At 55.8% G+C, this 14,170-nt stretch carries 13 protein-coding genes; 5 read left to right on the top strand and 8 right to left on the bottom strand.

The features are described from left to right. Positions 1-236: 236 nt before the first annotated feature. A complete protein-coding gene (locus tag NWV12_RS00720) occupies positions 237-977 on the bottom strand; it encodes a MipA/OmpV family protein (protein ID WP_048980292.1) in 741 nt (246 codons plus the stop codon). Positions 978-1,094: 117 nt separating this feature from the next. Between NWV12_RS00720 and NWV12_RS00715 the strand changes: the two genes are divergently transcribed. Next, positions 1,095-2,060 carry a LysR family transcriptional regulator gene (locus tag NWV12_RS00715; RefSeq protein WP_065419815.1) on the top strand — a complete coding sequence of 322 codons (966 nt, stop codon included), beginning with the start codon at positions 1,095-1,097 and terminating at the stop codon, positions 2,058-2,060. On the opposite strand, the gene aldB is transcribed toward NWV12_RS00715, so the two are convergent. The 7 genes from aldB to NWV12_RS00680 all read right to left on the bottom strand — a co-directional run bounded on the left by aldB (position 2,057) and on the right by NWV12_RS00680 (position 9,696). After that, positions 2,057-3,595: an aldehyde dehydrogenase AldB gene (aldB, locus tag NWV12_RS00710; protein WP_029740992.1), complete on the bottom strand. Its 1,539-nt coding sequence runs from the start codon at positions 3,593-3,595 to the stop codon at positions 2,057-2,059. The genes NWV12_RS00715 and aldB overlap by 4 nt on opposite strands. Positions 3,596-3,680: 85 nt before the next feature. After that, complete coding sequence (gene selB / locus NWV12_RS00705; protein ID WP_048980291.1) at positions 3,681-5,528, bottom strand: selenocysteine-specific translation elongation factor; 1,848 nt, start codon at positions 5,526-5,528, stop codon at positions 3,681-3,683. Further along, positions 5,525-6,910 (bottom strand): L-seryl-tRNA(Sec) selenium transferase, encoded by a 1,386-nt coding sequence (gene selA, locus NWV12_RS00700; RefSeq protein WP_033147021.1) that lies wholly within the window; start codon positions 6,908-6,910, stop codon positions 5,525-5,527. Before selA ends, selB begins: the two co-directional genes overlap by 4 nt. Before the next feature lie 103 nt (positions 6,911-7,013). Continuing rightward, complete coding sequence (locus tag NWV12_RS00695; protein WP_047059729.1) at positions 7,014-7,622, bottom strand: glutathione S-transferase; 609 nt, start codon at positions 7,620-7,622, stop codon at positions 7,014-7,016. 90 nt (positions 7,623-7,712) lie between these two features. Then, positions 7,713-8,849: an HlyD family secretion protein gene (locus tag NWV12_RS00690; protein WP_033147023.1), complete on the bottom strand. Its 1,137-nt coding sequence runs from the start codon at positions 8,847-8,849 to the stop codon at positions 7,713-7,715. Between the two features lie 2 nt (positions 8,850-8,851). Next, on the bottom strand, positions 8,852-9,208 hold the full coding sequence (locus NWV12_RS00685) for a DUF3302 domain-containing protein (RefSeq protein ID WP_023334046.1): 357 nt from the start codon (positions 9,206-9,208) through the stop codon (positions 8,852-8,854). A gap of 251 nt (positions 9,209-9,459) precedes the next feature. Beyond that, positions 9,460-9,696, bottom strand: a complete 237-nt coding sequence (locus NWV12_RS00680; RefSeq protein ID WP_143345925.1) for a hypothetical protein — start codon at positions 9,694-9,696, stop codon at positions 9,460-9,462. Between the two features lie 170 nt (positions 9,697-9,866). On the opposite strand from NWV12_RS00680, the gene NWV12_RS00675 reads away from it, so the two are divergent. The 4 genes from NWV12_RS00675 to NWV12_RS00660 all read left to right on the top strand — a co-directional run bounded on the left by NWV12_RS00675 (position 9,867) and on the right by NWV12_RS00660 (position 14,029). Further along, complete coding sequence (locus NWV12_RS00675; RefSeq protein ID WP_048980288.1) at positions 9,867-11,774, top strand: PTS mannitol transporter subunit IICBA; 1,908 nt, start codon at positions 9,867-9,869, stop codon at positions 11,772-11,774. Positions 11,775-11,872: 98 nt separating this feature from the next. Beyond that, positions 11,873-13,021, top strand: coding sequence for a mannitol-1-phosphate 5-dehydrogenase (mtlD, locus tag NWV12_RS00670; RefSeq protein WP_032665121.1), 1,149 nt, complete (start codon positions 11,873-11,875; stop codon positions 13,019-13,021). Further along, entirely contained in the window at positions 13,018-13,608 is a 591-nt protein-coding gene (gene mtlR / locus NWV12_RS00665; RefSeq protein WP_033147025.1) for a mannitol operon repressor MtlR, read from the top strand. The genes mtlD and mtlR overlap by 4 nt, the downstream gene beginning before the upstream one ends. A gap of 58 nt (positions 13,609-13,666) precedes the next feature. Then, positions 13,667-14,029 carry a YibL family ribosome-associated protein gene (locus NWV12_RS00660; RefSeq protein WP_010436679.1) on the top strand — a complete coding sequence of 121 codons (363 nt, stop codon included), beginning with the start codon at positions 13,667-13,669 and terminating at the stop codon, positions 14,027-14,029. Positions 14,030-14,170 lie beyond the last annotated feature (141 nt).

The raw sequence follows: 14,170 nt of genomic DNA, 5'->3' as shown, positions 1-14,170 counted from the left end.
AGTGCCCGGTTTGATTTTCTTTAAGCATGATACACATGATGCACACCTTTATTGATGGCGCAGATCGCATTAGCGTATCAGGAATATTAATGAGGAAGCCATGACGGGAAGGGAAAACGGGAGATTGGTACTCTCAAATATGCCCGGCGGCGCTTCGCTTGTGCGGGCCTACGTAAAACTGCGATGGCTGTCCATGTAGGCCGGGTAAGGCGAAGCCGCCACCCGGCTTTAGCGCATCAGAAACGCCAGGTCAGACCGGTCATCAGCGCGAAGCTGTCGTCGCGGTCGATCATCGGGCTGTTCTTCACGTCGTCAGGCAATACGGTGTAGACCGCGCTGGCGTTAAGATACAGCTTCTGGGTTAACTGATATTTGGCCGCCAGGCCAACGTATGGCGTCCAGCTGTCACCGGCGGTGTATTCATCCAGACCTGAGCGGCGAGACTCGCTGCCGGATACGCCATAGTAGTAGTCGTTATAGCTTTCGTCGCTATAGAAAATACCGACAGAGGGCGTCAGGGTCAGGCGTTCCATCCTGATTGGACGGAAGTATGAAACCTCGCCGATCATACCGCCGCTTTCATCCGTGGCATCGCCCGAGACCGCCACTTTCAGCGAACCCCAGCTTTCGTGGCGGTAGTACGCGCCGCCGAGGAAGGCAGAAGCTTTACGCTCATCAAGCTTTTTCATCTGATGGTCGTCGTTGTCATCAGGATCGAAATGCAGCGGCATCCACGATGCGGTCAGGCTGAGTTCATTTTTTGCGTCTTTCCACAGGATCCATCCGCCCGTGGTCTGGCGAACATAAAAGCTCTCGCCTTCGTAGCTAATTAACGGTACTGCGGTAGTATTTTCGTTATAGCCTTTGTAAGGAGACTCATTAAATACAGCCCCCGCTCCTAGTGAAAAGTCACCGGCCATTGCTGAGGATGTTGCAAATAACGTGGCAGCGATGAGTAAATTGTATTTAATAGTCATTACATGTAATCCATTAAAATGCCAAACAAGCGAGGCGCATAATAATGGTTACAAATTTGCCAATGCAACGCTGCGGTTTATATAATATTATATACAAAATCATATAGATGGGTGTGCATGATGAATAAATTACAGCTAAAGCCGCGCGAGTTAAAAATTATATCCGTCATCGCAGCCACCCACAGCATTGGTGATGCCGCCGCCCTGCTGGGCATGGCGCAGGCCAACGTCAGTAAATATCTGTCTGATTTTGAAACGCGGGTTGGACTCAAGGTTTTTGAGCGCACCACGCGGCAGCTGGCCCTGACCCAGTTTGGGGAAGCGTTACTCCCGTACATTGATGCCACGCTGGATAAGAACAGTCAACTCGTTAATTTTATTGCTGATTATAAGCATGAAAAGCGCGGAAAGGTCACGATCTATGCCCCTACAGGTATCGTAACCTATCTCGCGCGCCACGTGATCCATCAGATAGAAGATATCGGTGACATCCGCATCTCCCTGAAAACCTATAACCTGGATCGGAATGAATATTCAGAAGGCGTTTCTTTTCCGGATGACTGCGACATTTTAATTACCTATGCGCCGCCGAAAGACGAAAGTCTGGTTGCCAGCGTGTTAACAAAATATTCTGTTACGGCATTCGCTACCCTGGAATATTTAAATAAACACCCCTTAACGGGACCTGAAGGTTTAATTAATCACTCCTGTATTCTCATTGATTCCATGCTGATCGATGATGCAAACATCTGGCGTTTCCGCGTACATGGCAGTGATAGCGTGCATGACTACCGGGTGACCGGTAATTATATTTGCGACAATACGCAGACGGCCCTGGAGCTGGCAAGAAATAATCTTGGGATTGTTTTTGCGCCAAAAGAGAGTCTGAAAAAAGAATTAACGCAAGGGATGCTGGTTCCCTGCTTCCCGCATCAGGAAGAGTGGTGGCTCGATCTGACGGCCATCTTCCGCAAACGCGAATACCAGCCCTGGCGCGTGCAATACGTTCTGGATGGCGTTCTGAACTGCCTGCGCCAGCAAATTGCTCAGGCCGCCCATGGACGGCCTGAGCTGGGCGATTAGAACAGCCCCAGCGGTTTATCGGAGTAGCTGACCAGCAAACATTTCGTCTGCTGATAATGCTCCAGCATCATCTTATGGGTTTCACGCCCGATGCCCGATTGCTTATAACCGCCAAATGCCGCGTGCGCCGGATAGGCGTGGTAGCAGTTGGTCCAGACGCGCCCGGCCTGAATACCTCTGCCCATTTTATAGGCCAGATTACCGTTGCGGCTCCAGACGCCGGCTCCCAGGCCATACGGCGTGTCGTTGGCAATCTCCAGCGCCTCCTCCATCGTTTTGAAGGTGGTCACGGCCAGCACCGGTCCGAAAATTTCCTCCTGGAAGACGCGCATGTTGTTCTGACCGAACAGGATCGTTGGCTCCAGATAATACCCTTCCTGCAGATCCCCACCGAGCACCTTACGGCGACCGCCGGTCAGAATATCCGCCCCCTCTTTCTTGCCGATATCGATGTAGTTGAGGATGGTTTCCAGCTGTCCGTGCGAGACCTGCGCCCCCATCTGCGTGACGTTATCGAGCGGGTTACCGCTGCGGATAGACTCGACGCGGCGAATGGCCCGCTCCATAAAGCGCTCATAGATGGACTCCTGCACCAGCGCACGGCTTGGGCAGGTGCAGACTTCGCCCTGGTTAAACGCAAACAGCGCAAACCCTTCCAGGGCTTTATCGAAGAAGGCATCCTCTTCCTCCATCACGTCCGCGAAGAAGATGTTCGGGGATTTCCCGCCCAGCTCCAGGGTTACCGGAATGATGTTCTGCGTGGCGTACTGCATAATCTGCTGGCCCACTTCCGTCGACCCGGTAAACGCCACTTTAGCGATCCGTTTCGAGGTAGCCAGATATTCCCCTATCTCACCGCCCGCACCGTTGACCACGTTAATCACGCCAGGCGGCAGAAGATCGCCAACGATTTCCATCAGCAGCAGCACCGAGAGCGGGGTCAGACGCGCCGGTTTAAGCACAATGCAGTTCCCGGCCGCCAGCGCGGGCGCCATTTTCCAGCTCGCCATCAGCAGCGGGAAGTTCCATGGAATGATTTGCCCGACGACGCCCAGCGGTTCGTGGAAGTGATACGCCACGGTGTCGCTGTCTACCTCGCTTATTCCGCCCTCCTGAGCGCGAATGCAGGAGGCAAAATAGCGGAAGTGGTCGATGGCCAGCGGCACGTCTGCAGCCATCGTTTCCCGGATCGGCTTGCCGTTATCCCAGGTTTCCGCCGTCGCCAGCAGCTCCAGATTCTGCTCCATCCGGTCAGCGATTTTGAACAAAATAGCCGCGCGGTCCTGAACGGAGGTATGGCCCCATTTATCTTTCGCTTTGTGCGCCGCATCCAGCGCCAGATCGATATCGCGCCTGCCGGAGCTGGCTATTTCGCACAGCGGCTGGCCGGTTACGGGGGTCAGGTTGGAATAGTATTCGCCGTCGACGGGAGCTACCCAGTCGCCGCCAATAAAGTTGTCATAACGAGGCTTCAGCTTGAGGGGAAAACCATACTCGCCGGGCTGGATACGCGATGAGGGAGGATTGTTTGTCATGACCGTCTCCTTGCTGTTGGTGTACATCAAGGGTAGTTCCGGCTGGCGATTTTCTCGCCAACCGGTAACGGCTTTACGACGGGGGTCACGGAGTTTCAGGAAATAATAACGAATCGCGCAATAAATGATCGTTACCGCGACGGCGGGTGAAGCCGATGCGGTTGAAATACTCGAGGATCTGAATCGCCAGCTTGCGGCCCACGTTCAGCCGATCGCGGAAATCGGCTGCGCAGGTAGAACCCCGCTCCTGATCCAGCTCGCGGATCAGGTTCGCAAACGCCACAATGCGATCGTTACGGTAATAACGATCTTTCACGATCGCGACTATCAGCCCCTGCTGCGCCGCATGGCGCAATACCTGACGCATCACCTGCTCGTCGGTATTCGTTTCGCGGGCCAGATCGCGAACCCACCACGGCTCATCGCCAAACAGCGAGGCCACTTTTTGCCATACCGCTTCTTGCTCTGCGGTGAACCCGGCCTTGTGATCCGGCAGATGTAGCCAGCCGTGGTGGCTTTTGATCGCCCCGCTTTCGCGCATGTTTTCAATCAGCAGCAGCACCAGCGCATCGTCTTCCATCGGCAGCGCCATGCGCCGCAGACGCTCACGGCCCGGGCCAGGCTCATCCTGATGCTGTTCATGGTACGTTGCGAGCGTGTTCAGTATCTTACGCTGCCAGTTCGCAGCAACCGGGGCGTTTAGCAGACTGTTTCCAGCCTGAATAAAGCCCGGCTGCTGGGCCAGCAGGCGTAACCCTTCCTCGCTCAGCTGGCGTGCCCATGCAAAATCACGCAGGCTCACCGCACCGCGCTCAAGATGTACCCGCAGCGCGGCGTTATCATCGCTGGCCTGCGCCAGCGCTGCCAGCCACTGCAGATATTCAGGCTTACGCTTGCCGCGTCGCGGCGGATTCAGCGCGACCACCCGTGCCCCGGCCAGCGTTTCCCGCGCGGAAATATCACGCAGAACCAGACGATCGTTGTCTGCAAGCCAGAGCGGTGAATCGAATACCAGTTCGGCAAGATCGTTTTCCAGCAGCGACACGCGCCCGGTGATATGGCTGGCCGCGTGGTGAATATGCAGCGGCTGCCATTGGGTCAGGGGCACGTTTGTCTGCAGGGAGACAATGACGCGTTCAGACGGCTCAGGAGGGGCATCGGCCAGCAGCCAGTCGCCGCGGTTAAGCTGCTCTTTTTCCGCATCCCCGGTAATGTTCAGCGCGATCCGCTGCCCGGCATGAGCACGCTCCGCGGGCTGGTTTTGCGCATGTAAGCCGCGCACGCGCATCGGTTTGTTAACGCCCGTCAGCCAGAGCGTATCACCTACGTTCACTTCACCGCTCAGCGCCGTCCCGGTCACCACCAGCCCCGCGCCTTTCACGGTAAACGCCCGGTCAATTGCCAGACGGAAGCGGTGATGGCTGGCGTGGTCACGCGACGAAAGCTGCTGTAAGTGGTGGCGAAGTTCATCGATACCGCGCCCTTCTGTCGCCACGGTGACAAAAAGCGGTGCATCGGCAAAACCATACTCCTGCAAGGTCGCCTGTACCGCTTCGCGCACTTCGCTGACGCGAGCGTCATCCACGCGATCGGCTTTGGTCAGCGCCACGGTCAGCTGCGGGTTACCGGTCAGCTGCAGGATCGCCAGGTGCTCACGGGTTTGCGCCATGACGCCATCATCGCAGGCCACCACCAGCAGGGCATGATCGATACCCCCCACGCCCGCCAGCATGTTGGACAGAAACTTTTCATGCCCCGGAACATCAATAAAACCCAGTACGCAGCCGTCAGGCTGGGGCCAGTAGGCATAGCCCAGATCGATGGTCATGCCGCGCTTTTTCTCTTCCGGCAGGCGGTCGGCGTTTATACCGGTAATCGCCTGCAGCAACGTGGTTTTTCCGTGGTCGACGTGACCGGCGGTGGCAATAATCATTTCAACAACATCTCCAGAAACCGCTCTTCATCTTCAAGGCAGCGCAGATCCAGCCACATTCGGCCATCGTAAATCCGCCCGATAACCGGCGCAGGCAGGCCACGCCAGCGCGACGACAGGGCTTCAAGGTGGCTGCCGCGCCCGTCACGCGGGGTGAACGTGAGCGCTTCACTCGGCAGCCTGTCCACCGGCAGCGAACCGCTGCCAATCTGCGACTGGCAGGGTTCAATGCGAACGTCAAAATCGGGGTAGTGCGGGGCAATGCGCGGCAGCAGTAATTCGGCCTGGGCGCGAATCGAAGCGGCATCGCGGGTTAACAGACGCAGCGTGGGCAGGCGGTCGGCCAGTTTCTCCGGATGAAGATAAAGCCGCAGCGTCGCCTCCAGCGCGGCAAGCGTCATTTTATCGGCTCGCAGGGCGCGCTTGAGCGGATGCTGCTGCAGCTTCGCAATCAGCTCGCGCTTGCCGACGATAATCCCGGCCTGCGGCCCGCCCAGCAGCTTGTCGCCGGAAAAGCTGACCAGGCTAACGCCCGCCGCAATCATCTCTTGCGGCATCGGCTCTCTCGGCAGCCCGTAAAGGCTCAGATCCACCAGCGAGCCGCTGCCGAGATCGGCAATCACCGGAATATTCAGTTCGCGGCCAATCGCCGCCAGCTCTGCCTCTTCAACCGTTTTGGTGAAGCCTTCAATATGGTAATTGCTGGTGTGGACCTTCATCAGCAGGGCGGTATTTTCATTCACCGCCGCGCGATAATCTTTCGCATGGGTACGGTTAGTGGTGCCCACTTCATGTAGCGTGCAGCCCGCCTGGCGCATCACGTCCGGAATACGAAACGCCCCGCCAATCTCCACCAGCTCGCCGCGGGAAACCACCACCTCTTTGCCGCTGGCGGTCGCCGCCAGCATCAGCAGTACCGCTGCGGCGTTGTTATTCACAATGCAGGCATCTTCCGCGCCGGTCAGCTGGCACAGCAGGTCCGCCAGCGCCCGGTCACGATGCCCGCGTCCGGCGCCGTCCAGATCGTACTCCAGCGTCACGGGCGCCCGCATGGCCTGCACAACCGCAGCAACCGCCTCTTCCGCCTGCTGCGCGCGGCCCAGGTTGGTATGCAGCACGGTACCGGTCAGGTTAATCACCGGGCGTAACGCGCTTTGCGCTTTCTCATCCAACCGGTGCTCAACTTCCTGCTCCCACGCCGCGCACCAGTCGGGCAAGGCGTTTTCTGCCTGAATAGCGCATCGGGCTTCGTCCTGAAGCAGGCGTAACATCTCCACCGTTGCGGTATGGCCAAAACGCTCAACGGCAGCATGAATGCGGGGCTCGCGAAGGAGACGGTCGGTAGCGGGGATCTGGCTGTACAGCGAATGATGAGTAGTCATGAAAGCGCCTGGCGAGTAAATATCTTCCCCCCTCCCGACGGGAGAGGGAGTTAACATGTGGAGGGATTGTACCGCCTCCGACGCCGAAGTGTTATAACCCGCGTCAAGCCTTTGGCGGTTCTGTCCGGGCAAAGCTCTCGCGGCTAAAAAGCGTGTCTGCCAGTTTCACCAGCAGCGGACGGTCGACGCACCAGCCAGGGGAAACCCGGCGGAAGTTGAGATAGCCGATGGCGCAGGCGATAGCGATAGTTGCCAGGTTCAGGCTGTCGGTTTGAATCTTTCCCTCCCGGATAAGCTGTTCGCACCTGTCCAGGCTGCGGCTGATTTTTTCCCGCTGGCGTAACAGTTCCGTTTCCGACTGCTGGGCGGCGGGCCTTGCCTGTTCACGCACGGAGGTTAACGCCGCATCCATAATGCCATCGGCCAGGGCTTCAATTTGCTTCAGCGCCAGCGCCGCTTTTGGGTCAGCCGGCAGCATTGCCGGGGCAACGCCCAGCAGCTCGATATACTCCGCAATAATCGGGGAATCGAACCAGTATTCGCCCTCGTCCGTCACCAGCGCCGGGACTTTCCCCAGCGGGTTGTACTGCGCGACGCCGTTTTCAGCGTTGTAGGGCTGTTCATTGATGAATTCAAATTCAATCCCTTTCTCCAGCAGGAGAATCGAGATTTTTCGCACGAAGGGACTGGTGTAGCTACCGATGAGTTTCATTGCCTGATCCTTGATGCCGGAAAAAAGTCAGTATGGATCAAGCGATGAAAAAAGGGCAGGTACGCGTGTCGCATTCCTGCCCTGGAAGGATTAGTGATCGAGGTAGAGGTAGTGCATCCAGCTCGTCATGCGCAGCAATACTTTACGCATCACCGAGACGTGGGCGAAATGGTCCGAGTAGACCGCCACCTGGGCATAGATACCGTCTGGCAGCGCATCGACCTCCGCATTCGGATCCAGCTCAATCGTACCCAACACGCCGTCCGTTCCCGGCACCACCGTCAGCGACTGCAGCGCGCCCTGCGCCTGATAGGAGCCTCCCGGCACCACCGGCAGAATACTGGTGAGTTTACCGGTAAACACCTGGCCCGGCAGCGCGTTAAACACCACCTCCGCTTCATCGCCCGGCTTCAGGCGCAGCAGCGAGTTCTGACGGAACTGGGCCACGATCTGACGCTTCTGTTCAGGAATAAAGACCATCACCGGACGCAGCGGCAGCGCGGCGGCGTACGTCCCCGGACGGATCAGCACCTGGGTGATGTAGCCATCGCTTGGCGCACGGACCACGGTCTGATCCAGGTTGTATTTCGCTTCAGCAAGCTGCGCGCGTAAGGAGGCAATCTGCGACTGCTCGCCGTTCACCATGCTGTCCAGCTGGCTTTGAATCTGCGTCTGTTCGGCAACGGAGCCTTTCACCATCGCATCCTGTGCGAGATAATTTTGGCGCGCGTTGTCGATATCGCTTTCAGAAAACGGATTCACCTTTGCCTGGCTGCCTTTCAGGTAGCGCTGATAATCTTTAAACAGACGATCGCGTTCAGCCGACACGCGGGTGGTATTGGCGACCGCTTCCGAAAGCTGCGCTTTCAGATTGTCGATATTGTGCGTTGCGGTCACCAGGTCGGCCTGGAGTCTGTCGACGCGCGCCTGGTAGCGGCCCGGATCCAGTTTAAATAACACTTCGCCTTTTTTAATTAGCTGGTTATTTTTATCGGTCACTTCACTGACCACCCCGGTAACCTGCGGCGTAATTGGAATAGAAATAACCGCCTTTTGCGCCGTAAAGGTGTACGGATGGTTATAGTTCATTAACAGAATAAGCCCGGCAACAATAAACACCCCGCCTAATGTCGCGGTGGCAAGCGTCCACTGGTTTACCGGAATACGGAATATTTTAAAAATCACCCAGGCAAATGCCACGTAGGTCAAAATAATTAACAGATCCATGATTAGCGCTCCAGCGTGTTCTTATCAGCGGCGGGCTGTACCGCGGCCAGCTTTTGTTCTAATTCGGCCACGCGTTTGGCCAGCGCATCCATGCCCGGAACCTCATCAGGCTTGGTGATGTGGTTTTGCATCCCCCAGCCGCGATCTTCACGGTACAGCGTGGCCCATATCCACAGGAACGGCCAGATGGCATGGAGCGTAAACAGGCTAATCCAGCCTGCCGTGTGAATCGCATCGGCATGCGGATGGTTTCGCTTTTTGGCCATATTATAAGGAATGTCATGGATGGCGATGATTCCATAAAAGAGAACCAGAAATACAAAAATCAATACGCCCAGCGCAAAATAGTTGAGAAACATATTCTCCTCACTTAAACAACGTCAACTCATTTAATTAATAAAACAGTACGCAACCTAATTAATTTATTTTGAAAACAGAAGGTATACTGGTTATTTCAGAGCCGGGGAGTATCGTTTTTTATAATATCTCCGTGCAAGTTTATAAGCGTGTCAAAATATATCCTGAATAATAATATACTTAACCTTACAATATGAGCGTAATCCACGTTTTAACTTTTCGCCATACCACACATCAAAAGTGGTTTTTTAGCTTAACGTGTCGCGCTATGCCATCCTGACGCCGAATCGCTAAGCAGAGTTTGCCGCCGATCACAGCCGGAGAAATCTGCATAAAAATATTTTGTGAAATCAGTCACAATCCAGAAACAAACCCACAAAACCAAATCGTGACAACCATCACAGAAAAGGGTGGTTTTTGCCGCATTTCTCGCCATCGCATTTTTTTTACCCACCTTTTTTGTGACTAAGATCACTTCATTGACATCCACACCCCCTACCTTTACGTGATGTGCGTCACATAAATTTTCGCTGTCTGGACAGTTGAACGATTCAGTGCCAGATTTCACAGCATCAGAACAGGGCCCGGCTACCTCTGCCGCCTCATTAACAATAAACCTCGGGCCGCAAGCCTAAGCGTAAACAGAAGAAGGGGTGTTTTATGTCATCCGATTTCAAGATCAAAGTTCAAAGCTTTGGTCGTTTCCTCAGCAACATGGTGATGCCAAATATCGGCGCGTTTATCGCGTGGGGTATCATCACTGCATTGTTCATTCCGACAGGGTGGTTGCCTAACGAAACGCTGGCGAAACTTGTTGGCCCAATGATTACCTATCTCCTGCCGCTGCTCATCGGTTTCACCGGTGGTCGTCTGGTGGGCGGTGACCGTGGTGGCGTAGTGGGTGCCATCACGACCATGGGTGTTATCGTCGGTGCGGATATGCCGATGTTCCTCGGTGCAATGATTGCCGGTCCTCTGGGCGGCTGGGCGATTAAGAAATTCGACGTCTGGGTTGATGGTAAGATCAAATCCGGCTTCGAAATGCTGGTGAACAACTTCTCTGCGGGCATCATCGGGATGATCCTCGCGATTCTGGCGTTCCTCGGCATTGGCCCAGCGGTTGAAGTGCTGTCCAAAATTCTGGCGGCAGGCGTTAACTTTATGGTGGCGCACGACATGCTGCCGCTGGCGTCTATCTTTGTTGAACCGGCGAAAATCCTGTTCCTGAACAACGCCATCAACCACGGTATCTTCTCGCCGCTGGGTATTCAGCAGTCTCACGATCTCGGCAAGTCTATCTTCTTCCTGATTGAAGCTAACCCAGGTCCGGGTATGGGCGTACTGCTGGCGTACATGTTCTTTGGTCGCGGCAGCGCTAAGCAGTCTGCTGGTGGTGCGGCAATCATTCACTTCCTGGGCGGTATCCACGAAATTTACTTCCCGTACGTGCTGATGAACCCACGCCTGATCCTGGCCGTTATCCTTGGCGGTATGACCGGCGTGTTCACCCTGAGCGTGCTGGGCGGCGGTCTGGTGTCTCCAGCTTCTCCGGGTTCTATCCTGGCGGTGCTGGCGATGACGCCAAAAGGGGCGTACTTCGCGAACATCGCGGCCATCTGTGCGGCCATGGCAGTCTCCTTCGTGGTCTCTTCTATCCTGCTGAAAACCAGCAAAGTGAAAGAAGACGACGATATTGAAGCGGCGACCCGTCGTATGCACGACATGAAAGCCGAATCCAAAGGCGCGACCCCGCTGGCGGCTGGCGATGTGCCTAACGACCTGAGCCACGTGCGTAAAATCATCGTTGCCTGTGACGCCGGTATGGGTTCCAGCGCAATGGGTGCAGGCGTGCTGCGTAAGAAAGTGCAGGATGCGGGCCTGACCAACATCTCCGTCACCAACAGCGCCATTAACAGCCTGCCGCCGGACGTTGACCTGGTCATCACGCACCGCGACCTGACCGAACGCGCCATGCGCCAGGTGCCGCAGGCACAGCACATCTCGCTGACCAACTTCCTCGACAGCGGCCTGTACACCAGCCTGACCGAACGTCTGGTTGCGGCGCAGCGTCACGAAGACAACGAAGTGAAAGTGCGCTCAAGCCTGCAGGACAGCTTTGACGAAAGCAACGCCCACCTGTTCAAACTGGGTGCGGAAAACATCTTCCTCGGTCGCACAGCAGCAACCAAAGAAGAAGCGATTCGCTTTGCCGGCGAGCAGCTGGTGAAAGGCGGCTACGTTCAGCCTGAATATGTCGACGCAATGCTGGAACGCGAAAAACTGACGCCAACCTACCTGGGCGAATCCATCGCGGTGCCGCACGGTACGGTTGAAGCGAAAGATCGCGTCCTGAAAACCGGCGTCGTATTCTGTCAGTATCCGCAGGGCGTGCGCTTCGGTGAAGAAGAAGACGACATCGCCCGTCTGGTGATTGGTATCGCCGCTCGCAACAACGAGCACATTCAGGTGATTACCAGCCTGACCAACGCGCTGGACGATGAGTCTGTCATTGCGCGTCTGGCGAGCACCACCAGCGTGGAAGAAGTCCTGGCACTTCTTAACAAATAAGTCCTCTTCCCTCTCCCCTCTGGGGAGAGGGCTAGGGTGAGGGGAAAAGTTCCTCACCCCAGCCCTCTCGGGTAAAAACATTGATGAAGGTTAACACTATGAAAGCATTACATTTTGGCGCAGGTAATATCGGTCGTGGTTTTATCGGTAAACTGCTGGCAGACGCGGGCATTACGCTGACATTCGCCGATGTGAATCAGGTGGTCCTGGATGCCCTGAATGCGCGTCATAGCTATCAGGTCCATGTAGTCGGTGAAAACGAGCAGGTTGAGACGGTGTCCGGCGTCAACGCGGTCAGCAGCATCGGGGAAGACGTTATCGACCTGATCGCCAGCGTCGATCTGGTCACCACGGCCGTGGGTCCGGTCGTCCTTGAGCGCATCGCCCCTGCGGTTGCGAAAGGCCTGGCAAAACGTAAAGCGCAGGGCATCGACGCTCCGCTGAACATCATCGCCTGTGAAAACATGGTGCGCGGCACCACGCAGCTGAAAGGCCACGTGCTTAACGCTGTAGCAGACGAAGACAAAGCCTGGGTTGAAGCGCACGTTGGGTTTGTGGATTCCGCCGTGGATCGCATCGTTCCGCCGTCTGAATCCGCCACCAACGACCCGCTGGAAGTGACCGTGGAAACCTTCAGCGAGTGGATCGTTGATAAAACCCAGTTTAAAGGCGCCCTGCCGACCATACCGGGAATGGAATTAACCGATAACCTGATGGCATTTGTCGAACGCAAACTCTTCACGCTGAACACCGGGCATGCTATAACCGCGTACCTCGGAAAATTGGCCGGTCATCAGACCATTCGTGATGCGATCCTCGATGAGAAGATCCGCGCGGTGGTAAAAGGGGCAATGGAAGAGAGCGGCGCGGTGCTGATCAAACGCTACGGTTTTGATGCTGATAAACACGCAGCATACATCCAGAAAATCCTCGGTCGCTTTGAAAATCCGTATCTGAAAGATGACGTTGAGCGCGTGGGCCGTCAGCCTCTGCGCAAACTGAGCGCGGGCGACCGTCTGATTAAGCCGCTGCTGGGCACGCTGGAATACGGCCTGCCGCACGCCAACCTGGTGAAAGGCATTGCCGCCGCGATGCACTACCGCAGCGAGCAGGACCCACAGGCGCAGGAACTGGCTCAGCTTATTGATGACAAAGGCGCGCAGGCTGCGCTGGCGCAGATTTCCGGTCTGGACGCCAACAGCGACGTGGTTGTGGAGGCGGTTAACGCATACAACGCAACCAAATGATGCACAGTGCGGCGCAGGTTAACCTGCGCCCAGATAATAGATTGTCAGATATGCAGGCAATAATGGAACAAACCCAGGCCTTTGAAAATCGTGTGCTTGAGCGTCTGAATGCTGGCAAAACCGTACGAAGCTTCCTGATCGCCGCCGTCGAACTGTTAACCGAGGCGGTGAATATCCTGGTGCTTCAGGTGTTTCGCAAAGACGACTACGCGGTAAAGTATGCTGTAGAACCGTTACTGGACGGAGACGGACCGCTGGGCGATTTATCCGTGCGTCTGAAGCTGATTTATGGTCTTGGCGTGCTCAACCGACAAGAGTATGAAGATGCGGAGCTGTTAATGGCGCTGCGCGAAGAACTCAATCATGACGGTAATGAGTACACCTTTACCGATGATGAGATCCTGGGGCCCTTCGGCGAACTGCACTGCGTCAGCGCGCTCCCCCCTGCTCCCCATTTTGACAACAGCGACCCTGAGCTCTACGCGATGCAAAAGCTGCGTTATCAACAGGTTGTCCGTTCCACGATGGTGCTCTCCCTGACTGAGCTGATTTCCCGGATCAGCTTAAAAAAAGCGTTTCAGAAGTAAGCCTGCTCACATTGGTGTATCCTTCCCTGTAAATTCCCCGTTTTCAGAGTTATTTGTCATGAAAGAAGTCGAAAAGAACGAAATTAAACGCCTGAGCGACCGCCTGGATCTGATCCGCCACCAGATGGCTGGCCTGTCACTGGTCGATTCCGCCGAGAAGTACGCCGAGCTGGAAAAAGAAGCCGCCACGCTGGAAACAGAAATCGAGCGCCTGCGCGAAGTGAAGGGCCAGAAGCTGAGCAAAGAAGCGCAGAAGCTGATGAACATGCCGCACCGCCGCGCGATCACCAAAAAAGAACAGGCCGACATGGGCAAGCTGAAAAAAAGCGTCCGTGGTCTGGTGGTGGTACACCCGATGACCGAGCTTGGCCGCGAAATGGGCCTGAAAGAGATGACGGGCTTTTGTAAGACCGCGTTCTGATACTTCCCCCTCTCCCTGTGGGAGAGGGCCGGGGTGAGGGCATCAGGCCCCACCCTGCTTCAAATTGGCCCTACCAATCCCCCTTTTCTTTCTTCCCCGGTTCACAATTCCATTATTTCCGCTCACAAACTCATTGCCTGA

This window comes from Enterobacter sp. Crenshaw (assembly GCF_024734705.1).
GTDB lineage: Bacteria > Pseudomonadota > Gammaproteobacteria > Enterobacterales > Enterobacteriaceae > Enterobacter > Enterobacter asburiae_B.
This window is presented reverse-complemented; position numbering and strand designations above follow the sequence as displayed.